Here is a 22,911-nt window from a genome sequence, read left to right on the forward strand (position 1 = left end):
CGTCGGCATGCGCGGGCCGCCACACGGGCACTCGCCCGTGCGGGAGGTGCCGGTGCGGCACGTCCCGCCTCGCTCGTACCCGTCCGGTACGTGCCCTCACCCTCGACCCCCCAGGGGAATTCCCTATGACCACAAGCCCCGACGTCATCGACGAACCGAAGGGGGCGCCGGCGGGCGCCCCGCTCCCGTCCGCGACCCTCGGCGGTGAGCAGAAGCGCTCCCTGGAGCAGATCACGCTGCTGCTGTTCATCGTCGTCCCGTTCCTGGCCGTGCTGGCCGCGGTGCCGCTGGCCTGGGGCTGGGGCGTGAGCTGGCTCGACCTCGGCCTCCTTGTGTTCATGTACTACCTGGGCTGCCACGGCATCACGATCGGTTTCCACCGCTATTTCACCCATGGTTCCTTCAAGGCCAAGCGCCCGCTGCGGGTCGCGCTCGCCATCGCGGGTTCGATGGCGGTGGAGGGTCCGCTGGTGCGCTGGGTGGCGGATCACCGCAAGCACCACAAGTTCTCCGACGCGGAGGGCGACCCGCACTCGCCGTGGCGTTTCGGCGAGACGGTTCCCGCCCTGATGAAGGGCCTCTGGTGGGCCCATATCGGATGGATGTTCGACGAGGAGCAGACGCCGCAGGAGAAGTACGCCCCCGACCTGATCAAGGACCCGGCGATCCGTCGCGTCTCGCGTCAGTTCCTGCTCTGGACGATCGTCTCGCTGGCGATCCCGCCGCTGGTGGGCGGCCTCGTCACCATGTCCTGGTGGGGCGCGTGCACCGCGTTCTTCTGGGGCTCGCTGGTGCGTGTGGCGCTCCTGCACCACGTGACGTGGTCGATCAACTCCATCTGCCACGCCGTCGGCAAGCGCCCCTTCAAGTCCCGTGACCGCTCCGGGAACGTGTGGTGGCTCGCGGTCCTCTCCTGCGGCGAGTCCTGGCACAACCTGCACCACGCCGACCCGACGTCGGCGCGCCACGGTGTGCTGCGCGGCCAGCTCGACTCGTCCGCGCGGCTGATCCGCTGGTTCGAACAGCTCGGCTGGGCGTACGACGTGCGGTGGCCGTCCAAGTCCCGTGTCGAGGGCCGCCGCAAGGCCGTGGACGAGGGCGCCGCGGACGCCCCGGCCGCCTCCCCCGGCAAGCATCAGGCCGCAGACGCGGCATGATGGACCCCGTGGCGACCGACTCAAGCACACCGAGCACGACGCGCTCCGCGCGGTCCTCGCAGGGCCCCGCGAGTTCGAACACCGACAAGCCCCGGCGGGCCCGGCGGACCCGGATGACTGGTGCCGAGCGTCGCGAGCAGTTGCTCGACATCGGTCGTACCCTCTTCGCCGCCAAGGGCTTCGAAGGCACCTCGGTCGAGGAGATCGCGGCGAAGGCCGGCGTCTCCAAGCCCGTCGTGTACGAGCACTTCGGCGGCAAGGAGGGGCTCTACGCGGTCGTCGTGGACCGCGAGATGCGTCAGCTCCTCGGCATGGTGACCGGCTCCCTCACGGCCGGTCACCCCCGCGAGCTCTGCGAGCAGGCCGCCTTCGCCCTCCTCGACTACATCGAGGAGTACACCGACGGCTTCCGCATCCTCGTCCGCGACTCCCCCATCCCCCAGTCGACCGGCTCCTTCGCGTCCCTGATCTCCGACATCGCCACGCAGGTCGAGGACATCCTCGGCCAGGAGTTCAAGAACCGCGGCTTCGACGCGAAGCTCGCCCCTCTGTACGCGCAGGCCCTCGTCGGCAGCGTCGCCCTCACCGGCCAGTGGTGGCTCGACGTCCGCAAACCCAAGAAGGCGGAGGTGGCCGCTCACCTGGTCAACCTCGCCTGGCACGGCCTTGACGGGCTTGAGCCCAAGCCTCGGCTGATAGGGCATCGGAAGAACTGAGCCGACTGGCGGGGGCGCCCTTGGCGGCGGGGCCGGGGTTGCCGCCTTGGGCTGCCGCCGTGGGTTGCCGCCGGGCTGCGTTGCTCGGGCCCGCGCTGCGCGCCGCGCCCTGGCGACTCCGCAGGTGCCCTTGCGATAGGTGCGGGTGGGTGGCTGGTTTCCGCCACGCTGCGCGCGGCGAGTTCCCCACCCACCCACCCGTTACCCGGCGTCGTGGGGCGGGCCGGGGGGGGTGGTGTCGGTGGCCGGGGTTGGGCGGTGCGGCATGGCTGACCGTCCGCTGGCGGAGGCTGGGCGGTGCGGCGGGGACGACAGTCACGGGCGGGTGGGCGGGAGGCACCGCCGCGCAGCGGCGGGGACGGTTGCCGCCCGCGGTACGGCGAAGCTGGCCCGTCACGGACGCTGGCGGAGGCTGGGCGGCGCGACGGGGACGACAGTCACGGGCGGGTGGGCGGGAGACACCGCCGCGCAGCGGCAGGGACGGTTGCCGCCCGCGGTACGGCGGGTCCCACAGTCACAGGCAATCACGGCTGCCGCCCGCGGCACGGCGAGGCCGACAGTCACGGGTGGGTGGGTGGGAGACACCGCCGCGCAGCGGCGGAAGACGGTTGCCGCTACCGCAACCGGCCGCGCAGGGCGGCGGGGACGACGGTTACGGGCGGGTGGGTGGGTGGGGGTGAGCGCCGCGCAGCGGCGTGGGGGTTGCCGCCTGCGGGCAGGGGCGGGGCGCCGGGTCAGGGCTTGCGGGCCACGGCGAACAGGCGGCGGAAAGGGAAGACGGTGCCGTGCTCGTGGGCGGGATACGCTTCGCGGAGCCGCGCCCGGTAGGCCTCCAGGAACTCCTCCGTCGCCCCGGCATCACCCGCGAGCGCCGTGAGGACGGGCCGCAACCCCGTCCCCTTGACCCACTCCAGGACGGGATCGACCCCGGACAGGAGATGCAGGTAGGTGGTCTCCCAGACGTCCACCTCGCAGCCGAGCCCGGCGAGCAGCTCAAGATAGGCGGCGGGCGGCAACACGGCGTCGGCGTGCCGCAGCACCCCGCCGAGCCGCCCGCCCCACCTCTCCCCCGCACACAGCTCCCGCATCAGGACGTGGCTGGGAGCGTCGAAGTTGGCGGGCATCTGGACGCCGAGCACCCCGCCGGACCGCAGCCCCGCCACCCAGTCCGGGAAGCGGTCGGCGTGGCCGGGCACCCACTGGAGCGTGGCGTTGGAGAGGATCAGGTCGTACGCGTCCGGCGCGGGAGCCCAGGCCCCGGCGTCCGCGGCGGCGAACTCCAGGCGCCCGCCGCCCGCGGTGGGCCCCGCGAGCGCCTCGGCCTCGCGCAGCATCTGCGGGGAGTTGTCGAAGCCGGTGACATGGGCGTCCGGCCAGCGTTCGGTGAGCAGGACGGTGACGTTGCCCGGCCCGCACCCCACGTCGGCGATGCGGGGCGGACGGTCTCCGGGGAGCGCCGGCACCCGGGCGAGCAGGTCGAGGAAGGGGCGGGCACGCGGCCCCGAGTGGCGCAGGTACTGGTCCGGATCCCAGGCGGGGGACGACGCGGCGGACGGTACGGGCGCAGACGGCATGAGGACTCCTCCGTGACGGCAGAGCGACGGCCGGGCGACGCCCACGACGACACCGCACGGCGGCGCGGCACACCGCGCCCCCTCATCCTCGAACCCCAAGTATCTCGACGTCAAGAGACTTCATGTCGAGGGACCCCCTACACTGATCGACATGGAGGACGAGGTCGACCGGCTGGTCGCTGCATGGCGTCGGGAGCGCCCTGACCTCGACGTGGAACCGCTCGAGGTGCTGAGCCGCGTGAGCAGGCTGGCGCGCCACCTCGACCGCGCACGTCGGCTGGCGTTCGCCGAGCACGAACTGGAGCCCTGGGAGTTCGACGTCCTGACGTCGCTGCGCAGGGCGGGCGCGCCCTACCAGCTCTCGCCGGGCCAACTCCTCACGCAGACCCTCGTCACCTCCGGCACGATGACGAACCGCATCGACCGCCTCGCGAAGAAGGGCCTGGTGGAACGCCTGCCGGACCCCAGCGACCGCCGGGGCGTCCTGGTGCGCCTCACCGATGAGGGCCGCGACCGCGCGGACCAGGCACTGGCCGGCCTGCTCGACCAGGAACGGGCCATCCTGGTCGAGCTGTCCCGCGCCCAGCGCGGCGAACTCGCCGCGCTGCTACGCCAGCTGACCGCCCCGTTCGACAACGTCCCCGGCTAGGTCCACGGGCCCGACGCCGGCCCTGCGGGCGAGGGCGACGGCGGCGAGCGTGGAGTGCACGCCGAGCTTGCCTAGGACGTTCTGCATATGGGTGCGCACGGTGTGCGGCGAGAGGAAGAGCCGCTCCGCGACGGCCTTGCGGCCGAGCCCGGCCACCATGCAGCGCAGCACCTCGCGTTCGCGCGGGGTGAGCGACTCCACGAGGCGTTCGCTCTCCGTACGGTGCTTGCGGGCCGCGGTCAGTTCGCGCAGCACGCCGGTGAGCAGGGCGGGCGGCAGATGCGTCTCGTCGCGCAGGACACCGCGGATGACCGTGAGCAGCCGCGACAGCGAGCAGTCCTTGGCGACCCACCCGGAGGCCCCGGCCTGCAGGGCGAGGGCGGCGCGGCGCGGGTCGTCCTTCTCCGCGAGCACGACCGTACGCACGGCGGGCTGCCCCGAGCGCACCCCCGACACCAAAGAGATGCCGTCCACGAGCCCGTCGGCCTGGCCGTCGTGCACGGGTACGGCGGGGCGCACGCCCTGGAGGGCGGACGCGGTGCTGCCGAGGTCGGCGTCCACGAGCAGCACGTCGTATCTGCGGCCCTCGGCGGCCGCGCGGTCGAGGCAGCGCAGCGCCGCGGGCCCGCTGCCCGCGGCGGAGACGTCCACGTCGGGCTCGGCGGCGAGCGCCGCCGCGAGCGACTCGGCGAAGATGCGATGGTCGTCGACGACCAGGACTCGGATTCGAACCACGGAAACCCCCACAGGTCGGAGGACGCCCGACGCGGGTACGGCGCCCGGGTGGGGTCGCCGCAGCCCGCACGGCCGCCGCCGTGCCGTGACTGCCACCCCCACGCCGGGCGTCGTACCCGACTGTCTCGCCCCCTGATCGGCGCCGGCCCCCACCGGCGCTGCCCTTCAGAGTACGGACGGGGGCCCCGAGCGGAAGTGGATTTGCAGAACTGATTGGCCGACGCGTTTATGGTGAGCCGTATGTTTCGGATGGAGACAGGAGTCGACAAGGAACGTCATCGTCTGCTTCGCGCCAGGTTGCGGGCGGCCAACGCGGAGGCCTCGGCGGCTCTGCGGGAGATGCGGGGTACGCCCCTGGAGCAGGAGGAACCCCTCGGTGTGTGGGTCATCGGCGACGCCGGTGAGCTGGTCGGGGGGCTCACCGGGCACACGTGGGGGCGGTGGCTGCATGTGGGGTTGCTGTGGGTGGCCGAGGAGTTTCGGGGGGCGGGGGTCGGGGGGCGGTTGCTCGCCGAGGCGGAGCGGGTCGCTGTGGAGCGGGGGTGCCGTAACTCCCGTCTGGAGACCTGGGACTTCCAGGCGCCCGCCTTCTACCGGCAGCAGGGGTACGACGTCGTGTGCGTCATCCCCGACTACCCGGAGGGCCACAAGGAGTTCACGCTGACGAAGCGCCTGGGCTGAGCAGCGGTGCCCTCGCGGGACGCCCCGGACCCGCCCCTTCCCGAAACTGGGGCTCCGCCCCAGACCCCGCTCCTCAAACGCCGGAGAGGCTGAAAATTTCGCTGGTGCGGCAGAGTTCCAGCCCGCGCGGCGAAGTTTCAGCCCGTCCGGCGTTTGAGGACGAGGCGCGGAGCGCCGATACGGGGTCTGGGGCGGAGCCCCAGGATCGGAGAAGGGGCGGGTCCGGGGCGCCCCCGCGAGGCCTACAGCCTCCGTGCCCCCGCCGAAGCCTCCCCCACGAACACCCGCGGCTCCGCGAACCCCGCCCCCGCGAACGCCTCCCGCACGGCCTTGGCCACGGTCTCCGCCCCGGCGGCCTCGACGAGGACGACGGCGGAGCCGCCGAAGCCGCCCCCGGTCATCCGCGCCCCGAGCGCCCCACCCGCACAGGCGGCCTCGACCACGAGGTCCAACTCGGGGCAGGAGATGCGCAGATCGTCCCGCAGGGACAGATGACCCTCGGTGAGGACGGGCCCGGCGCTCCGTACGTCCCCGGCGTCGAGGAGGGCGATGACCCGTTCGACGCGGTGGTCGTCGGAGACGACGTGCCGGACGTAGCGGCGCACCTTCTCACCGTCGGGCCCGTCGCCCAGCTCGCCGTCGAGGCGCGCGAGCGCGGCGGGCAGCTCGGCGAAGGGAATGTCCCGCAGATGGGACACGCCGAGCGCCCGCGCCCCCGCCTCGCACCCGGCGCGCCGCTCCGCGTACGCGCCGTCGCCGAGTTCGTGCTTGACCCGGGTGTCGACGACGAGCAGGCACAGGCCGTGGGCGGACAGGTCGAAGGGGACCTGGCGCACGGACAGGTCGCGGCAGTCCAGGTGCAGGACGTGTCCGGCCTCGCAGGCGGCGGAGGCCATCTGGTCCATGACTCCGCAGGGCACGCCGACGAAGGCGTTCTCGGCGCGCTGGGCGAGCAGCGCCAACTCCCGCCGGGTGAGGCCGAGTTCGTACAGGTCGTTCAGGGCGAGGGCGGTGGCGACCTCCAGGGCGGCCGAGGAGGACAGGCCCGCGCCCGTCGGCACGGTGGACGCCAGGTGCACGTCCGCGCCGCCGACCGCGTGCCCCGCTTCGCGCAACGCCCAGACGACGCCCGCCGGGTACGCGGCCCAGCCGCCATGGGGGACCGGTGCCGGCGGTGCCAGCGGTGCCAGCGGTGCAAGGGGTGTCAGGGCGTCCGCCGCCAGTTCGACGACGGGGCCCGGCACGTCCGCCGAGTGCAGGCGCAGCACGCCGTCGTCGCGGCGGGCGACCGCGGCGACGACGGTGTGCGGCAGCGCGAGCGGCATCACGAAGCCCTCGTTGAAGTCCGTGTACTCGCCGATGAGGTTGACGCGGCCGGGCGCCGCCCAGACCCCGGCGGGCTCGTACCCGTACAGCGCGGTGAACGCGTCGGCGACCGCGGCGGCGGACTCCGCGGCGGACTCGGCGGACGCAGCGGACGCGGCGGACGCGGCAGGCTCAGCGGCGGCGGACATGGGCGGTTTACCCCCTTTGCTGGGCGAAGGCCCAGGCGTCGGCGACGATTCCCGCGAGGTCCGCGCGGGACGGATTCCAGCCGAGCTTCTCGCGGGCGGTGGCCGCGGAGGCGACGAGGACGGCCGGGTCGCCGCCGCGGCGGCCCGCGACGACCTCGGGGATCGGGTGTCCGGTGACCTGGCGGACGGTCTCGATGACTTCGCGCACGGAGAAGCCGTTGCCGTTGCCCAGGTTGCAGATGAGGTGGTCGCCGGGCGTCGCGGCGTCCAGGGCGAGGAGGTGGGCGTCGGCGAGGTCGGCGACGTGGATGTAGTCGCGTACGCAGGTGCCGTCGGGCGTCGGGTAGTCGTCGCCGAAGACGGAGATGGCCTCGCGCTTGCCCTGGGCGACCTGGAGGACGAGCGGGATGAGGTGGGACTCGGGGTCGTGGCGCTCGCCGAACGTGCCGTGCGCGGCCGTGGCGTAGGCGCCCGCCACGTTGAAGTAGCGAAGGGACACCGCGCCGAGCCCGTGGGCCGCCGCCTCGCCCGTGATCATGTGGTCGACGGCGAGCTTGGACGCCCCGTAGGGGGAGGTGGGGGCGGTCGGGTCGGACTCGGTGATGGGGCTGGCCACCGGTTCGCCGTAGGTCGCGGCGGTGGAGGAGAAGACGAGCTTGCGCACGCCGGCGTCCCGCATGGCGGCGAGCAGCGCCATGGTGCCGCCGACGTTGTTGTCCCAGTACTTCTCGGGCTTCACGACGGACTCGCCGACCTGGGAGAAGGCCGCGAAGTGGAGCACCGCGTCGTAGGAGGCGTCCAGCCATTTGGCGGCGTCGCGGATGTCGCCCTCGATGAACGCGGCGCCCGCGGGGACGCCCTCACGGAAGCCGGTGGAGAGGTTGTCGAGGACGGTGACCTCGTGCCCCGCCTCGACCAGGTGCTGCGCCACGACGCTCCCGACATAGCCGGCGCCACCCGTGACCAGGTACTTCCCACTCATCAACTCGCTACCTCTCGCAGTCGCTCGGCCGCGGTCTCCGGCGGCACGTCGTTGATGAACACACTCATGCCGGATTCGGAACCCGCAAGAAACTTCAGCTTGCCCGAAGTGCGGCGAATGGTGAAAAGCTCGAGGTGGAGCGCGAAGTCGTCCCGGTTGACGCCCTCGTACCCGTACGGCGCCGTGAACGGGGCCTGGTGCCAGGCCGCGATGTACGGCGTCGGCGGCTCGTCGCCGCCCTCGCGCTCACCGGGGCCGAAGATCCGGTCGAAGCGCCGCAGAAGTTCCAGATACACCTGGGGAAACTCTGTGCGAGCCGGCTCGTCGAGGGCGAGCAGGTCGGGGACGCGGCGCTTGGGGTGGAGGTGCACCTCGTAGGGCCAGTGCGCCGCGTACGGCACGAAGGCCGTCCAGTGCTCGGCGTCCAGGACGACGCGGTCACCGGCGCGCTCCGCGGCGAGGACGTCGTCGAAGAGGTTGCGGCCGGTCGTGGCGCGGTGCGCGGCGAGGTTGCGCAGCATCAGGTCCGTGCGCGGGGTGACGAAGGGGTAGGCGTAGATCTGGCCGTGCGGGTGGCCGAGGGTCACGCCGATCTCCGCGCCGCGGTTCTCGAAGCAGAACACCTGGGCGACGGACGGCAGGTGCGACAGTTCGGCGGTGCGGTCGGTCCAGGCCTCCAGGACGAGCGCGGCTTGCGCCTCGGTGAGGTCGGCGAAGGACGCCGTGTGGTCGCTGGTGAAGCAGACGACCTCGCAGCGGCCCGCGTCCCCGGCGAGGGAGGGGAAGCGGTTCTCGAAGACCACGACGTCGTACGAGGAGTCGGGGATCTCGGTGCGGCGGCCGCCGGTGGAGGGGCACAGCGGGCACTCGTCGGCCGGCGGGTGGTAGGTGCGGCCCTGCCGGTGCGAGGCGATCGCGACGGCGTCCCCGATGAGGGGGTCGCGGCGGATCTCGGAGGTGGTCGCGACGGGGTCCAGGGGCCTGGTGTCGGCCGCCGTGCGGACGGTGTCGTCGCGCGTGTCGTAGTAGATGAGCTCACGACCGTCGGCGAGACGAGTCGAGGTCTTCTTCACCTTCGGGGCTCCTTCACACCGCCCACCAACAGAACCGAACACAACAAATCACAAGCCAACATCATCGTCAATCCACGCGCTCGATCACAATCAAACAAAGAACATCAACAGAACTGTTCACTTACTGAAGCGTGGGGCGTAGGTTCCGGTCTGATCAGTTCGCGCGACGAAGCGAGTTCACATGCAGTCCCCCCCTTCTGCTATGCACACTGCTGCTCCGCACATCACCCTCGCCGAGGGGCTTCGGCTGCCCACCAACGGTCTCGACTACGCGATCCTGGCGATCTACTTCGTGGTCGTCCTCGGCATCGGATTCGCCGCCCGGCGGTCCGTGAAGACCAGCCTCGACTTCTTCCTCTCCGGGCGCTCCCTGCCCGCCTGGGTCACCGGCCTCGCCTTCGTCGCCGCCAACCTGGGCGCCACCGAGATCCTCGGCATGGCCGCGACCGGCGCACAGTACGGCGTCGCGGTCGTCCACTGGTACTGGATCGGTGCCATCCCGGCCATGGTCTTCCTCGGCCTGGTCATGATGCCCTTCTACTACCGCAGCAAGGTCCGCTCCGTGCCGGAGTACCTGCTCCAGCGCTTCGACAAGTCCGCGCACCTGCTCAGCTCGGCCCTGTTCGCCTTCGCCGCGGTGCTCATCGCGGGCGTGAACCTCTACGCCCTCGCGATCGTCGTGGAGGCGCTGCTCGGCTGGCCGCAGTGGGTCGCCATCGTCGTCGCCGGGTTCTTCGTGCTCGCCTACATCACCATCGGCGGCCTGTCCTCGGCGATCTACAACGAAGTGCTCCAGTTCTTCGTGATCCTCGCCGCGCTCATCCCGATCTGCGTCATCGGCCTGAAGAAGGTCGGCGGCTGGGACGGGCTCACCGGCTCCATCGAGAAGCAGCACGGCGACAACTTCATGACCGCCTGGGGCGGCACCGGCATCGGCGACCCCAACCCGCTCGGCGCCAACTGGCTCACCATCATCCTGGGCCTCGGCTTCGTGCTCTCCTTCGGCTACTGGACGACCAACTTCGCCGAGGTGCAGCGCGCCCTGTCCGCGAAGAACCTCTCCGCCGCGCAGCGCACCCCGCTCATCGCCGCCTTCCCGAAGATCTTCATCGTGTTCCTGGTGATGATCCCCGGCCTGGTCGCCGCCGTCCTCGTCCCGCAGATCGGCGCGGCGGGCTCCGGTCTGACGTACAACGACGCGATCCCCTATCTGATGCAGGAGCTGCTGCCCAACGGCGTCCTCGGCATCGCGGTCACCGGTCTGCTCGCCGCCTTCATGGCGGGCATGGCGGCGAACGTCTCCTCCTTCAACACCGTGTTCACGTACGACATCTGGGCCAAGTACGTGGTCAAGGACCGCGAGGACCGCTACTACCTGAGGTTCGGGCGGCTCATCACCGCGATCGGTGTGCTCGCCTCGATCGGCACGGCCTTCATCGCCTCGTCGTTCTCGAACATCATGAGCTACCTCCAGACGCTGTTCTCCTTCTTCAACGTCCCGATGTTCGTCGTCTTCATCATCGGCATGTTCTGGAAGCGGGCGTCCATGAAGTCCGGGGTGTGGGGCCTGGTCGCGGGCACCACCGCCGCGATGGTCAACTACTTCTGGATCTACAAGCAGGGCGTCATCGACATCCCCTCCGACCAGGGCGCCAACTTCGTCTCCGCGATCGTCGGCTTCGTGGCGGGCGCGGTGGTCATGGTGGCGGTCACCCTGTTCACGGCCCCCAAGCCGGACGCCGAGCTCGCCGGTCTCGTGTACGGGACGGAGCCGCCCGCCGACGACGAGGCCGAGGCCGCCGCGGCGGGCGACGACGCCTGGTACCGCAAGCCGGCGCTGCTCGGGTGGGGGGCGATGGTCCTGGCCACCGCCTGCTACATCCCGTACTCGTTCTGAACCGGCTCGCCCCCCTGACCCGAAGGTTCCGCACACATGTCTGATCTGCAGAAGGAAGTCTCCGATCTGGAGCGGAAGTCCGCGACGGCCGCGCGGCTCTTCGACATCCGGCTCATCATCGGTGGCCTGTTCACCCTCTACGGGGTCATCGTCACCATCGCCGGGCTCACCGCGTCCGACGCCGACCTCGAGAAGGCCGAGGACATCAACATCAACCTCTGGACCGGCCTCGGCATGCTCGCCCTCGGCCTGTTCTTCCTGGCCTGGCTGAAGCTGCGCCCGGCGAGCGCACCTGAGCCGGAGGAGTAGGCGCCGGCTGGGCCTCGCGGGTCCGGGGCGCCCCCGCGAGGCCTAGCGGTCCGCCGTCGAGTTCGCACCGTTGACGGAGTCCGGCCCCTGGCCGGGACGCTCCGCGCGGTCGAGGAGGCCCGTGCGGGCGGCCAGGGCGGCGGCCTCCAGGCGGGAGCCGACGCCGAGCTTCATCAGGACACGCTGGACATGCGTCCTGGCGGTACTGGGCGCGATCCCCATCCCGGCGGCGATGAGCCGCGTGTCCTCCCCGTCGGCGACCCGCACAAGCACCTCGACCTCACGCGGGGTGAGCATCTGAAGGAGTCGCTGCCCCTCGTCGTCGGGCTGGGCGGCGGGGTTGAGCAGCTCACTGAAGGCGCCTTGGAGCAATTGGGGTGCGACGGCGGCCTCACCGGCGCGCGCCTTCATGATGGCGCGCTCGACTCCTTCGATGCGCTCGTCATGGCGTACGTATCCGGAGGCGCCGGAGGCGAAGGCCGCCGCGATGCCCCGCGGCGACGGCACCGGGCCGAGGACCACCACGGCCACCTGCGGCCGCTCCCGTTTGATCCGCACCACCGGGTCGAACATGCCGGGCTCCGCCGGAGTGGCCGTGCCGAGCAGGCACACCTCCGGCGCACGGCTGATCACCAGATCCGCCGCGCCGGCGGCGGGCGCGGCCGCGGCGAGCACCCGGTGCCCCCGCAGTTTCAGCGCCGAGGCGAGTGCCTCGGCAAGCAATCGATGGTCGTCGACCACCATGAGCCGCACACCCACAGCGCAACCCCCCACAGTCCCCCACGGAATTCCCCCTCGGAATTCCCCCAATGATCCCCCCACGGATCGGGGGCCCCGGCCCTCCATCCCCCGGAAGCTACACGCTTGTTCGACGGAGCGCTGCCCCTACCGTCCAGAAGCGGCCCTGAATGCCTAAATCCCTGCCTTTCCGGGGGAGGGACTGCACGCGAGTACGGAGCGTGAATCGTACGGGCACAAAGCGGCCCCGCACTCGTTCGGGCGAGTGCGGGGCCGCTCGGCGGGCGCAGTCGGCGCGCCGCGCGCCGGGGCGCGGCGCCCGTGCTCACTGCGTGGTGAAGCCAAGCGCGATGTACTCCTTGTCGTCCTTGGAGTACGGCTTGCTGATCAGCTTCTTGCCCATGAACAGGTTGCCGTTGGTGTAGAGCAGTTCATTGGACTTCGGCACCATTCCGCTGATGGCGCTGCTGACCGATTCGGTCGCCGGCGTCTGAAGAAGGGTGGTTTCCTTCATGGTGCCGCCGTCGAGCGAGACGACCTTGGCGCCCTTGTTGTAGCCGCCGTTCTTGTACGCGAGGACATTGCCGCCGTCCATGCGCAGCGGGAACATCTCACCGTCGTCGCCCGCGTCCGCGCGGTCGCCGGTGGTCTTGCCGGTGGCCAGTGAGAACGCGATGATCTCGTTGGTGAAGCCGTAGTCGGAGCCGCCCGCGTCGTGCTGGCGCGTGGGCACGTACAGCTTGTCGTTGCCGACCGCGATGGCGCTGCAGCTGGCCCACTTGTTGACCTCGCAGTCGTGGGAGTACTTGCCGTCCTCCAGCTTGATGCGGGTCCGCAGCTTTCCGGCGTTGCTCAGCGAGAAGACGTCCGTGGCACCGCTCGCGGTGATCTCCCCGGTGTCCTGGCCGAAGACGATCGGGTTCGTCGAGATGATCTTTGCGTTGTCGACACCGGGCGACAGCGGGTAGGACCACTTCGCCTTGCCCGACTCGGGGTCGAGGAGCTGGATCTTGAGCTTCGGCGCGTCGTAGTCACCGCACTTGCGGACCGCGACGAGCTGGTCGCCGCCCGCGTAGCCGGCGTCCTTGCACTTGTCGCCGATCTGCGGCTTCCACCGCAGCTTGCCGGACATGTCCCAGGCCGCGCCGGTGCCGCCGGTGCCCGCGCCCGCGGCGACGGTGTCCCCGGAGATGGCGATCTCCTCGAACTCCACCTTCGAGCCGCTGACTTCGACGTTCTCCGTCCACAGCTTCTTGCCGGACTTCAGGTCGACCGCGGAGACCTCGCTGCAGTCGGGGTACTTGTCGGCCTTGGTGGACTTGGCGTCCTTGGAGACGACCGCGGCGATGCCCTCGTCGGTGACCTCCTTGGAGACCGCGCACGTCTCGCCGCTGAGCGGGATCGTCCACTTCTCCTTGCCGCTCGCCGGTTCGTACCCGATGAGCGCGTGGTCCTTGGCCTTGCCCACGTACCCGCTCTTCACGTACGTGTCGTCGGTCAGCCAGGAGCCCGCGACGCTCCAGATGTCGTCCTTCGGCACCTCGGGCGCGGGGACCTGGAAGCCGACCTTGGCGGTGGTGTTCGCCGGGGCCTTCTCCTTGGCGGGGCCGCCGCCCGCGGGCGGGTCGTTCTTGTCGCCGCCTGTGTCCTTGCCGTTCTCGCCGTCCTTGCCGCCCTTGCCGTCGTCGCCCTTGGCGCTGTTGTTCTTGTCGCCGTCCTTCGTGGAGGCGTAGAAGACCCCGCCGCCGACGATCAGGGCGATGGCGGCCACGGCCGCCACGATGATCGTCATCTGCTTGCTGGACTTCTTGCCACCGCCCGGCTGGGGCTGCGTCGGCATGGTCGGCGGCTGCGGATAGCCGTAGCCCTGGTGCGGACCGGGCTGGCCGGGCTGGCCCGGGTAGCCGTAGCCGGGGGGCTGGGAGCCCACGGCCGGGAAGGCGGCCTGGGTCGGCTGCGCGTACGCGGGCGGCGGGGTGCCGGGCGCGGCGGGCGGCGGGGTGCCCGGGGCCCCCGGCGCCTGCGGGTAGCCGTAGTTCGGCTGGCCCGGCGGGGGCGGCGGAGGCGACTGGGGGGCCGCGGGCGGGGCCCCCGGGGGCTGGGGAGCCCCCGGGGGCGGAGCCTGCGGGTAGCCGTAGCCCGGTTCGGGGGCCTTGCCGAAGCCCTGCGGCGGCGGGTCCTGGGGGGCGCCGAATCCGCCCTGCGGGGGCTGGTTGGGAGGCTGGGGCGGCTGAGTCATGACGTCTTTTCCTTGGGGACGGAAGGGCGGAACGAGGCGGTGGGGAGGGTCACTTGCCGTAGGCCAGCATCAGCTTCTCGCGGCCCTGCGCGGACCCGGAGAGGCGGGTGGTGGAGAGGTAGAAGCGCCCGTCCACGTAGTCGAACGCCTTCGAGAAGAAGCCGTTCTCGATCTTCGACGTGCCCGCCGGGTGCTTCAGCAGGGTCTTCGGCGTGTGCGAGCCGCTGGTCCCGAGGGACACCACCTGGCCGGCGGAGTCGTACGAGGGCTCGACGTACGCGAGCAGGTCACCGCCCTGGGTCTTCATCGGCAGCATCGAGGTGTCCTGCGGGGACTTCTGCCGCCAGGCCGCCTTGCCGCTGTCCAGGCTGATCGCCACGATCTCGTTGGCGCCGGTGGTCTTCTTGGTCGGCAGGTAGAGGTACTTGTCGTCGGCGGTCACACCGGCGCAGGCCTGGAGGTCACGGCCGAGGCCGCCCCAGCCGCACTCGGGCGCGAAGTCGTCGTTGACCTGGACCTCGGAACGGGTGGCGGAGCTGCCGGGCTTCAGCGTGGTGATGTTCCACTGCTTCTTGTCCTGGTTGGTGGCGTAGAGCACCGTGGGGCTGGTGGAGTAGACGTGTTCGAGGCGCCAGCCCTTGGGGAACTTCTTCGTCCACTTGGTCGAGCCGCTCTCGGGGTCGAGCTCCACGATCTCGTCGTGCTCGGTGGGCGTGCTCGCCCCGCACGACAGCGCCATCAGCATCCGGTCGCCGCCGGTGAACCCGGCCGGGAAGCAGGCGCCCTCGTCCTTCTTGCGCGCGACGAACTTCTCGTGGCCCCCGCTGACGCTGTACGCGGTGCCGGACTGGGAGCGGCCGACCATCAGGGTGTCGCCGGTGATGGACAGTTCGAGGCCGAGCGTGGAGTCGAAGAGACCTTCCTCCTTGATCTCCTTCTTCCAGCCCTTCTCGCCCGTCTTCAGGTCCACGATCTGAAGCTGGTTGCAGTCGGCGCCGCTCTTGATGCCGTTCTTGTACGCGACGGCGATCTTGCCGTCCTCGCTGTACTGCGGCGAAGCCGCGCAGATCTCCTGCGGGAACTCGATCGCGGACCAGGCGGGCTTGCCGCCGTCGACGTGGTAGGCGAGGAGTTCCTTGTACGCGGCCTTGACCGCGATGCCGTCCTTGACCCACATGCCGGGGGCGTCGGCGCCCTTGCCCGGGGCCTTGGGCGCCTCCTTGTACCAGAGGACCTTCGCCTCGTCGGCCTGGCGGCCCTCGTTGAGGTCCTCCTTGCCGGCGTAGCCGTCGCCGCTGCCGTCACCGGGGTTGGCCGGGGCGGAGGACTTCGGGTTCTTCTTCTTGCTCTCGGTCTTCTTGCCGTCGTCGTCACCGCCGCCGACGACGGCGTAGACGGCACCGCCCGCGACGAGCAGGGCGGCCACGGCCGCGGCGACGATCACCGCGGTCCTGCCCTTGAAGGGGCCCTTGCCGCCGCCACCGGCTCCGCCGGGCGGGGTGCCGGGGCCGCCGGGCTGACCCGGCCCCGGGTAGCCGTATCCGGGCTGCTGCCCGTAGGGGCCCGCCTGGCCGGGCTGCGTCGGCTGGCTGTACGGGCCCGGCTGCGCGGGCTGGCCGTAAGGGCCGGGCTGCTGCCCGTAGGGGCCCGGCTGCGCGGGCTGCTGCGGGGGCTGGCCTGGCTGCGCTGGCTGCCCGTAAGGGCCGGGCTGCGCGGGCTGCCCGTAGGGGCCGGGCTGCTGCGGATAGCCGTACGGGCCTGCCTGGCCCGGCTGTTGCTGCGGGTAGCCGTAGCCCCCGCCCTGCCCCGGGTCCTGTGGAGCTCCGAAGCCGCCGCCGTGCGGCGGCTGATTGGGCGGCTGAGTCATCAGCGCTTCCCCCTTCACTGATTTTTCGGCACGCCAAGTGGTGCTCAGGCCGCCCTTTCTATCACTCCTATCCGGCCATGTTCGGGGCCGGTCCCGCCCCTGTTCCCAAGGGAGGACCGGCCTGTAATGCGTCTGTTACGGGAAACTCACGCGTCCTCCGCGAGTTCCAGCCAACGCATTTCCAACTCCTCACGTTCGCCACCGAGTTCGCGCAACTCCGCGTCCAATTTCGCCACCTTTTCAAAGTCTGTGGCGTTATCGGCGATCTGTGCGTGGAGTTTGGTCTCCTTCTCGGAGATCTTGTCCAGTCGCCGTTCGATCTTCTGCAGTTCCTTCTTCGCCGCGCGGGCGTCCGCGGCGGACACCGTCCTCGTGCCGCCCGGGGCGGCGGCGGGCGCGGGGGCAGCCGGGGCCGCCGCCTCCGTCATGCGCTGCCTGCGCTCCAGGTACTCGTCGATGCCGCGCGGCAGCATCCGCATCGTCGCGTCCCCCATGAGGGCGAGCACCCGGTCGGTGGTGCGCTCGACGAAGAACCGGTCGTGGGAGATGACGACCATGGATCCGGGCCAGCCGTCGAGGACGTCCTCCAGCTGCGTCAGCGTCTCGATGTCGAGGTCGTTGGTGGGCTCGTCGAGGAAGAGGACGTTCGGCTCGTCCATGAGCAGGCGGAGCAGTTGCAGCCGCCGCCGCTCACCGCCGGACAGGTCCCCGACGGGCGTCCACTGCTTCTCCTTGCCGAACCCGAACGTCTCGCAGAGCTGTCCCGCGGTCATCTCCCGGCCCTTGCCGAGGTCCACGCGCTCACGCACCTGCTGCACGGCCTCCAGGACCCGGAGGGCCGGGTCCAGCTCGGCGACCTCCTGGGAGAGGTAGGCGAGCTTGACCGTCTTGCCGACGACGATCCGGCCCGCGGCGGGCTGCCGCTCGCCGCCGCTGCGGGCGGCCTCCGCCATGGCGCGCAGCAGGGAGGTCTTGCCCGCGCCGTTCACGCCGACCAGGCCGACCCGGTCGCCGGGCCCGAGCTGCCAGGTCAGGTGCTTGAGCAGCAGCTTGGGTCCGGCTTGGACGCTGACGTCCTCCAGGTCGAAGACCGTCTTGCCGAGCCGGGTGGTGGCGAACTTCATCAGCTCGCTGGTGTCGCGGGGCGGCGGCACGTCCTGGATCAGGGCGTTGGCGGCCTCGACGCGGAAGCGGGGCTTGGAGGTGCGGGCGGGGGCGCCGCGGCGCAGCCACGCCAGCTCCTTGCGGACCAGGTTCTGCCGCTTGGTCTCCTCGGTGGCGGCGATCCGCTCGCGCTCGGCGCGCGCGAAGACGTAGTCGGAGTAGCCGCCCTCGTACTCGTAGACGGAACCCTTCTGCACGTCCCACATCCGCGTGCACACCTGGTCGAGGAACCACCGGTCGTGGGTGACGCAGACGAGGGCCGAGCGGCGCTCGCGCAGATGCCGCGCCAGCCACGCGATGCCCTCGACGTCCAGGTGGTTGGTCGGCTCGTCGAGCACGATCAGGTCCTGCTCGGCGATCAGGAGCTTCGCGAGGGCGATGCGGCGCCGCTCGCCGCCGGACAGGGGTCCGATGACGGTGTCGAGGCCCTGCGGGAAGCCGGGCAGGTCGAGGCCGCCGAACAGGCCCGTGAGCACGTCCCGGATCTTGGCGTCGCCCGCCCACTCGTGGTCGGCGAGGTCACCGATGACCTCGCGCCGCACGGTGGCGTCCGGGTCGAGGGAGTCGTGCTGCGTGAGGACTTCGAGGCGCAGGCCGCCGCTGTGCGTGACGCGTCCGGTGTCGGCCTCCTCCAGCTTGGCGAGCATGCGGATGAGGGTCGTCTTCCCGTCACCGTTGCGCCCGACCACGCCGATCCGGTCCCCCTCGGACACACCGAGCGAGACACCGTCGAGCAGCGCGCGGGTGCCGTACACCTTGCTGACTGCCTCGACATTGACCAGGTTGACGGCCATTTCTCTCCTGACGACGGAATGCGATCGATCGTCCAGCGTAGTCGGGCCGCGGGACCCTGTGCGGCGGGCGTCCGGAGTGCTTGCCGTACGCGGGCGCGGGCGTCAGGCGCGCGGGCCGAGCACCGTCGCGCCGGGGGCGGGGGCCTCGGCGACACGGGCGGTGCGGCAGGTGCCGGAGGTGCGCAGGGTCTCGGCCACGTGGGCGGCGGCCTCGGCGTCCTTGGTGAGGAAGGCGGTGGTGGGTCCCGAGCCGGAGACGAGGGCGGCCAGGGCGCCCGCCGCCGTGCCGGTCGCCAGGGTGTCGGCGAGGGACGGGAAGAGGGACCGCGCGGCGGGCTGGAGGTCGTTGGCGAGGGTGGCCGCGAGGGCGGTGGCGTCGCCCGTGCGCAGGGCGGCGAGCAGGGGCTCAGACGCCTCGGGGGCGGGCGCGTCGGGCGTGAGGCGGTCGAACTCGCGGTAGACGGCGGGCGTGGACAGGCCGCCGTCGGCCACGGCGAAGACCCAGTGGAAGGTGCCCCCGACGGCCAGCTCCGTCAGCCGCTCGCCCCGCCCGGTGCCGAGCGCCGCGCCGCCGACGAGGCTGAACGGCACGTCGCTGCCGAGTTCCGCGCAGAGGTCGAGGAGCTCGGCGCGGGTGGCTCCGGTGCCCCAGAGCGCGTCGCAGGCCAGCAGGGCGCCCGCGGCGTCGGCGCTGCCGCCCGCCATGCCGCCCGCCACGGGGATGTCCTTGGCGATGTGCAGGTGCACGTCGGCGCGGCGGCCGTGCCGGGCGGCGAGGGCCTCGGCGGCGCGTGCCGCGAGGTTCGTGCGGTCCAGGGGGACCTGGTCGGCGCCGGGGCCCTCGCAGGTGATCCGCAGTGCGTCCGCGGGGGTGGCCGTGACCTCGTCGTACAGGCCGACGGCCAGGAAGACGTTGGCCAGGTCGTGGAACCCGTCGGCCCTGGCCGCGCCGACGGCGAGCTGGACGTTGACCTTGGCGGGGACGCGTACGGTGACGCTGCGCGGGACGGTCACTGGACGGGGCCTTCGGTGTCGGCGGCGGCGCGGGGCGCGGGCTGCTCGTGCGGCTGCGCCTGCTTGTCCTCGGCGGCGGCGCGAGGTGCTGGGTGCTTGCCCTCGGCTGCGGCGCCGGGCGCGGGCTGCTTGTCCCCGGCTGCGGCGCCGGGCGCGGGCTGCTTGTCCCCGGCCGCGGCGCCGGGCGCGGGCTGCTTGTCCCCGGCCGCGGCGCCGGGCGCGGGCTGCTTGTCCCCGGCCGCGGCGCCGGGCGCGGGCTGCTTGTCCCCGGCTGCGGCGCCGGGCGCGGGCTGCTTGTTCTCGGCGATCCGCGCGAACTCCTCCACCGTCAGGGCCTCACCGCGGGCCTGCGGCGAGACGCCCGCGGCTACCAGGGCCGCCTCGGCCGCGGCGGCGGAGCCCGCCCAGCCGGCGAGGGCGGCCCGCAGCGTCTTCCTGCGCTGTGCGAACGCCGCGTCGACGACGGCGAACACCTCCTGCCGCGACGCGGTGGTCCGCGGCGGCTCGGCGCGGCGCACCAGGGACACCAGGCCCGAGTCGACGTTCGGGGCGGGCCAGAAGACGTTGCGTCCGATCGCGCCCGCGCGCTTGACCTCGGCGTACCAGTTCGCCTTCACCGACGGGACGCCGTAGACCTTCGAGCCGGGGGCGGCGGCGAGCCGGTCGGCGACCTCCGCCTGCACCATCACCAGCGTGCGCTCGATGCTGGGGAAGGTGGCGAGCATGTGCAGCAGGACGGGTACGGCGACGTTGTACGGGAGGTTGGCGACCAGGGCGGTCGGTGCGGGGCCCGGGAGTTCCGTCACGAGCATGGCGTCGCTGTGGACCAGGTCGAAGGAGGCCTTCTTCGCGGGCAGCCGGGCCTCCACCGTCGCCGGGAGCGCCCCCGCGAGCACGTCGTCGATCTCCACGGCCGTGACGTGGGCGGCGGTCTCCAGGAGGGCCAGGGTCAGCGAGCCGAGGCCCGGACCCACCTCGACGACGGTGTCGTCCGGGCCGACCTCCGCGGTGCGGACGATGCGGCGGACGGTGTTCGCGTCGATGACGAAGTTCTGGCCGCGCTGCTTGGTCGGGCGTACGCCGAGGGTCGCGGCGAGGTCGCGGATGTCGGCGGGGCCGAGGAGGGGGCCGTACTCGGTGGTCACCGCCCCAGGGTAGCCCTGGGTGCGCAGCGCTCCTTCCCCTCGCCGGGGTGCCGGAGGGCTGATCCTCCCCACCGCGGTAACGGGTGGGCGCGTGGGAGAAAAGGGCAAGCGGAGTGTCAGAGGCGACCGCCGCAGTGGGGCCAAGGACTCGCCCCCCGCTGCACGTACAGCTTCTTCGCGCGGTGGGTCTGTTCGGCGGCGGGGGCGTCCTGGGGGCGTCCTGAGCCGCCGAGGCTCTGCCAGGTGCGGGTGTCGAACTGGTAGAGGCCGCCGTAGGTGCCGGAGGCGTCCACGGCTCCGGGGCGGCCGCCGGACTCGCACGCGGCGAGGGCACCCCAGTTCAGCCCCTCGGCACCGGCGACGGCGGTCGGCTGGACCTTGGTGCCGACCTTCACGATCCGGGTCTGCGGCTCCCGCACCACCTCGCTCCTGAGCCGCTTCGGCCGCTGCCGCACGCCGTTGACGGTGCGCACCGAGTACGTGATCCGGCGCGCCCCTTCCCGCCCGGCCTGCGCCACCACCTCCGTGCCGCGCGGCAGCGAGGCGTCGTCGGACTTGTGCACGGCGTACGGGATGGGCTCCTCCCGTACCTCCTCGCGGCCGGAGATCCGCATGACGGTGACGGTCTGCCCGTCGCGCGGGAAGCTGCTCGCGGGCACGGAGGTGGTGTCGGAGCCGCGCAGGGTCACGCCGGACTCCTCCACGACCTCCCCGACGGTCGCCGCGTTCGTCCGGATGGTGCGCGACCGGCCGTCCGCCATGACCGTGACGGTGCGTTCGGTGCGGACGTCGAGGTCGAGGCCCTCGCGGGCGATGCGCTTGCCGCGTGAGGCGGACAGATAGGCGCCCTCGGCCCGCACCCCGAGCTGCCGGAGCGCGCCGTCGACCGTGCGGGCGGTCGTCCACACGTTGCGGCGCTGCCCGTCGAGAGTGAGCTCGACGGGCCGTCCGTAGCGGACGGCGATCTCGTCGCCGCTGGTCAGGGCGGTCGCCGCGGCGGGGGCGACGATGTCGTGCGCGCCGATGTCCACGCCCTCGTCGGCGAGGAGTTCACCGACGTCGTCGGCGAAGGTGTGCAGGGTGCGGGACCTGCCGTCGACGCTGAGCTGGACGGCCTTGTCGTTGGCGACGAAGGCGGAGGTGCCGCCCGCCAGGAAGGCGACGACGAGTGCCTGCGGGACCAGCCGGCGCAGGCCGTCGGGCCGCTCACCGCCCCGTCTGCGCCGTGCGGCCCTGCGGGCCCCCGCCCGCCCGTCGGCGCGCCTCCCGTCGCCCCGCCGCGGCTGCGGGAGCGCCGTCCCGGCGGCCGGGACAGCCGTGGCGTCGGGCGTGGGCGTCCTCGGCGGGAACGCGTCCGGGGTGAACGCCCGGGTCGGCAGTTCGTCCACCGCTCCCGGCGCGAACGCCCGCGCCGGCGCAGGGCCGCCCGGGTACCCGCCGGCCCTGTCGTCCTGTCCGGCACCGCCGAACGCGCCGGCGGTGAACATCTGCGTGGCGGGCCCGTCCGCGGCGCCCACGGTGTCGTACCCGTACGCGGGCCGGTACGGGTCGTACCCGGCACCGGCGGCGCCGTACGGCTCGTACTGCGGCTGCTCGTACGTCTCGTACTGCGGTTTGCTCACGACGGCGCTCCAGCTGACAAGTGACCACTGACAAGCCAAGTGCAGATCGGCTTGCAGAACCTAGCGGAGGCTTCGTCACTCTCCAAAGCAGCGCGGCTACGCAGTGTCGCCGTTCAGGCCCAAACCGTCAGCCCTTGAACGGCTTCAGTCGTTATCGATCAGTAATCAAAGGCGCGGGCGGTGTTCGCCGAGATCGCCGCGGCCATGGTGTCCTCGTCGACGCCCCGCACCTCGGCCATCGCGCGCAGCGTGACCGGAATGAGATAGGGGGCGTTGGGCCGTCCGCGGTACGGCGCGGGGGTGAGGAAGGGCGCGTCCGTCTCGACGAGGACGAGCTCCAGCGGGGCGACGGCGAGCGCGGCGCGCAGCGGTGCCGCGTTCTTGAAGGTGACGTTGCCCGCGAAGGACATGAAGTAGCCGCGTTCCGCGCAGACTTCGGCCATCGCGGCGTCGCCGGAGTAGCAGTGGAAGACGGTACGCTCGGGCGCGCCCTCCTCCTTCAGGACGCGTAGCACATCGTCGTGGGCCTCGCGGTCGTGGATGACCAGGGCCTTGCCGTGCCGCTTGGCCATCTCGACGTGCGCGCGGAAGGACCGCTCCTGCGCCGCCTTGCCCTCGGGTCCGGTGCGGAAGTAGTCGAGTCCGGTCTCGCCGACGCCCTTGACGTGCGGCAGCGCGGCGAGGGCGTCGATCTCGGCGAGCGCCTCGTCCAGGGCCGCGTCGCCGCCCGCGGGGCGCGCGCCCTGCCGGGACCAGCCGTCGGGGTCGCCGTGGACGATGCGCGGGGCCTCGTTGGGGTGCAGGGCGACGGCCGCGTGCACGGCGGGGTGGGCGGCGGCGGTCGTGGCGGCCCAGCGCGAGCCCGCGACGTCGCAGCCGACCTGGACGACGGTGGTCACGCCCACCGCGGCGGCCTGTGCGAGGGCCTCGTCGACGGTGCCGGACTGCATGTCGAGGTGGGTGTGGGAGTCGGCGGCCGGCACCCGCAGCGGTGCGGGTGCCGGGGGCGGCGTGGTGTCGGCAGGCATGCCCCGATCCTAC

At 72.1% G+C, this 22,911-nt stretch carries 18 protein-coding genes and 1 pseudogene; 6 read left to right on the forward strand and 13 right to left on the reverse strand.

Translation table 11 applies throughout. The features are described from left to right. Nucleotides 1-125 precede the first annotated feature (125 nt). Together GPA10_RS14605 and GPA10_RS14610 are read left to right on the forward strand one after the other, a co-directional pair. Nucleotides 126-1,157, forward strand: a complete 1,032-nt coding sequence (locus tag GPA10_RS14605; protein ID WP_058846033.1) for an acyl-CoA desaturase — start codon at nt 126-128, stop codon at nt 1,155-1,157. Further along, nucleotides 1,154-1,873, forward strand: coding sequence for a TetR/AcrR family transcriptional regulator (locus GPA10_RS14610; protein WP_058846034.1), 720 nt, complete (start codon nt 1,154-1,156; stop codon nt 1,871-1,873). The genes GPA10_RS14605 and GPA10_RS14610 overlap by 4 nt, the downstream gene beginning before the upstream one ends. A gap of 734 nt (nt 1,874-2,607) precedes the next feature. Here GPA10_RS14610 and GPA10_RS14615 read toward each other — a convergent pair. Beyond that, nucleotides 2,608-3,447 (reverse strand): trans-aconitate 2-methyltransferase, encoded by an 840-nt coding sequence (locus GPA10_RS14615; protein ID WP_157165893.1) that lies wholly within the window; start codon nt 3,445-3,447, stop codon nt 2,608-2,610. Between the two features lie 151 nt (nt 3,448-3,598). On the opposite strand from GPA10_RS14615, the gene tamR reads away from it, so the two are divergent. Then, a complete protein-coding gene (gene tamR, locus GPA10_RS14620) occupies nt 3,599-4,096 on the forward strand; it encodes a MarR family transcriptional regulator TamR (protein WP_157165894.1) in 498 nt (165 codons plus the stop codon). Here tamR and GPA10_RS14625 read toward each other — a convergent pair. Continuing rightward, entirely contained in the window at nt 4,055-4,831 is a 777-nt protein-coding gene (locus GPA10_RS14625) for a LuxR C-terminal-related transcriptional regulator (protein WP_058846037.1), read from the reverse strand. The two genes, tamR and GPA10_RS14625, sit on opposite strands and share 42 nt — an antisense overlap. A 228-nt stretch (nt 4,832-5,059) precedes the next feature. On the opposite strand from GPA10_RS14625, the gene GPA10_RS14630 reads away from it, so the two are divergent. Next, nucleotides 5,060-5,512 carry a GNAT family N-acetyltransferase gene (locus GPA10_RS14630; protein ID WP_058846403.1) on the forward strand — a complete coding sequence of 151 codons (453 nt, stop codon included), beginning with the start codon at nt 5,060-5,062 and terminating at the stop codon, nt 5,510-5,512. A 242-nt stretch (nt 5,513-5,754) separates the two neighbouring features. Here the strand turns inward: GPA10_RS14630 and galK are convergent, their stop codons facing one another. The 3 genes from galK to galT are packed head-to-tail and all read right to left on the reverse strand — an operon-like array spanning nt 5,755 to nt 9,081. After that, nucleotides 5,755-7,026, reverse strand: a complete 1,272-nt coding sequence (gene galK, locus GPA10_RS14635) for a galactokinase (RefSeq protein ID WP_157165895.1) — start codon at nt 7,024-7,026, stop codon at nt 5,755-5,757. 7 nt (nt 7,027-7,033) lie between these two features. Continuing rightward, the gene (gene galE, locus GPA10_RS14640; protein ID WP_058846039.1) at nt 7,034-8,008 is read right to left on the reverse strand and encodes a UDP-glucose 4-epimerase GalE; all 975 of its coding nucleotides are present in this window, start codon (nt 8,006-8,008) and stop codon (nt 7,034-7,036) included. Then, entirely contained in the window at nt 8,008-9,081 is a 1,074-nt protein-coding gene (galT, locus tag GPA10_RS14645; protein ID WP_343040838.1) for a galactose-1-phosphate uridylyltransferase, read from the reverse strand. Before galT ends, galE begins: the two co-directional genes overlap by 1 nt. 202 nt (nt 9,082-9,283) lie before the next feature. Between galT and GPA10_RS14650 the strand changes: the two genes are divergently transcribed. Then, nucleotides 9,284-10,978 (forward strand): sodium:solute symporter family protein, encoded by a 1,695-nt coding sequence (locus GPA10_RS14650; RefSeq protein ID WP_157165896.1) that lies wholly within the window; start codon nt 9,284-9,286, stop codon nt 10,976-10,978. 36 nt (nt 10,979-11,014) lie between these two features. Next, nucleotides 11,015-11,287, forward strand: coding sequence for a hypothetical protein (locus GPA10_RS14655; protein WP_058846042.1), 273 nt, complete (start codon nt 11,015-11,017; stop codon nt 11,285-11,287). 42 nt (nt 11,288-11,329) lie between these two features. On the opposite strand, the gene GPA10_RS14660 is transcribed toward GPA10_RS14655, so the two are convergent. The 8 genes and pseudogenes from GPA10_RS14660 to GPA10_RS14695 form a co-directional block, all read right to left on the reverse strand. Continuing rightward, complete coding sequence (locus tag GPA10_RS14660) at nt 11,330-12,046, reverse strand: helix-turn-helix transcriptional regulator (protein ID WP_058846043.1); 717 nt, start codon at nt 12,044-12,046, stop codon at nt 11,330-11,332. A 304-nt stretch (nt 12,047-12,350) separates the two neighbouring features. Beyond that, a complete protein-coding gene (locus GPA10_RS14665) occupies nt 12,351-14,264 on the reverse strand; it encodes an outer membrane protein assembly factor BamB family protein (protein WP_157165897.1) in 1,914 nt (637 codons plus the stop codon). Nucleotides 14,265-14,313: 49 nt separating this feature from the next. Then, nucleotides 14,314-16,131 (reverse strand): outer membrane protein assembly factor BamB family protein, encoded by a 1,818-nt coding sequence (locus tag GPA10_RS14670; protein WP_157165898.1) that lies wholly within the window; start codon nt 16,129-16,131, stop codon nt 14,314-14,316. Between the two features lie 146 nt (nt 16,132-16,277). Further along, nucleotides 16,278-18,089 carry an ABC-F family ATP-binding cassette domain-containing protein gene (locus GPA10_RS14675; RefSeq protein WP_157165899.1) on the reverse strand — a complete coding sequence of 604 codons (1,812 nt, stop codon included), beginning with the start codon at nt 18,087-18,089 and terminating at the stop codon, nt 16,278-16,280. Between the two features lie 102 nt (nt 18,090-18,191). Continuing rightward, nucleotides 18,192-19,103: a 4-(cytidine 5'-diphospho)-2-C-methyl-D-erythritol kinase gene (locus GPA10_RS14680; RefSeq protein WP_343040840.1), complete on the reverse strand. Its 912-nt coding sequence runs from the start codon at nt 19,101-19,103 to the stop codon at nt 18,192-18,194. A gap of 293 nt (nt 19,104-19,396) precedes the next feature. Then, nucleotides 19,397-20,248 (reverse strand): annotated as a pseudogene (gene rsmA / locus GPA10_RS14685) (16S rRNA (adenine(1518)-N(6)/adenine(1519)-N(6))-dimethyltransferase RsmA); the annotation flags it as partial. Nucleotides 20,249-20,364: 116 nt separating this feature from the next. After that, nucleotides 20,365-21,870, reverse strand: coding sequence for a resuscitation-promoting factor (locus tag GPA10_RS14690; RefSeq protein WP_343040841.1), 1,506 nt, complete (start codon nt 21,868-21,870; stop codon nt 20,365-20,367). A gap of 158 nt (nt 21,871-22,028) precedes the next feature. Continuing rightward, entirely contained in the window at nt 22,029-22,898 is an 870-nt protein-coding gene (locus GPA10_RS14695; RefSeq protein WP_157165901.1) for a TatD family hydrolase, read from the reverse strand. Nucleotides 22,899-22,911: the final 13 nt, after the last annotated feature.

Source organism: Streptomyces typhae (genome assembly GCF_009755605.1).
Taxonomy (GTDB): domain Bacteria; phylum Actinomycetota; class Actinomycetes; order Streptomycetales; family Streptomycetaceae; genus Streptomyces; species Streptomyces typhae.

Bases quoted from the DNA above. Each gene is read 5' to 3' on its own strand.
- GPA10_RS14695 (WP_157165901.1), bottom strand. From the start codon at position 22,898: ATGCCTGCCGACACCACGCCGCCCCCGGCACCCGCACCGCTGCGGGTG.
- GPA10_RS14650 (WP_157165896.1), top strand. From the start codon at position 9,284: ATGCACACTGCTGCTCCGCACATCACCCTCGCCGAGGGGCTTCGGCTG.
- GPA10_RS14605 (WP_058846033.1), top strand. From the start codon at position 126: ATGACCACAAGCCCCGACGTCATCGACGAACCGAAGGGGGCGCCGGCG.
- GPA10_RS14615 (WP_157165893.1), bottom strand. From the start codon at position 3,447: ATGCCGTCTGCGCCCGTACCGTCCGCCGCGTCGTCCCCCGCCTGGGAT.
- GPA10_RS14675 (WP_157165899.1), bottom strand. From the start codon at position 18,089: ATGGCCGTCAACCTGGTCAATGTCGAGGCAGTCAGCAAGGTGTACGGC.
- GPA10_RS14665 (WP_157165897.1), bottom strand. From the start codon at position 14,264: ATGACTCAGCCGCCCCAGCCTCCCAACCAGCCCCCGCAGGGCGGATTC.
- tamR (WP_157165894.1), top strand. From the start codon at position 3,599: ATGGAGGACGAGGTCGACCGGCTGGTCGCTGCATGGCGTCGGGAGCGC.
- galK (WP_157165895.1), bottom strand. From the start codon at position 7,026: ATGTCCGCCGCCGCTGAGCCTGCCGCGTCCGCCGCGTCCGCTGCGTCC.
- galE (WP_058846039.1), bottom strand. From the start codon at position 8,008: ATGAGTGGGAAGTACCTGGTCACGGGTGGCGCCGGCTATGTCGGGAGC.
- GPA10_RS14610 (WP_058846034.1), top strand. From the start codon at position 1,154: ATGATGGACCCCGTGGCGACCGACTCAAGCACACCGAGCACGACGCGC.
- GPA10_RS14670 (WP_157165898.1), bottom strand. From the start codon at position 16,131: ATGACTCAGCCGCCCAATCAGCCGCCGCACGGCGGCGGCTTCGGAGCT.
- GPA10_RS14630 (WP_058846403.1), top strand. From the start codon at position 5,060: ATGGTGAGCCGTATGTTTCGGATGGAGACAGGAGTCGACAAGGAACGT.
- GPA10_RS14655 (WP_058846042.1), top strand. From the start codon at position 11,015: ATGTCTGATCTGCAGAAGGAAGTCTCCGATCTGGAGCGGAAGTCCGCG.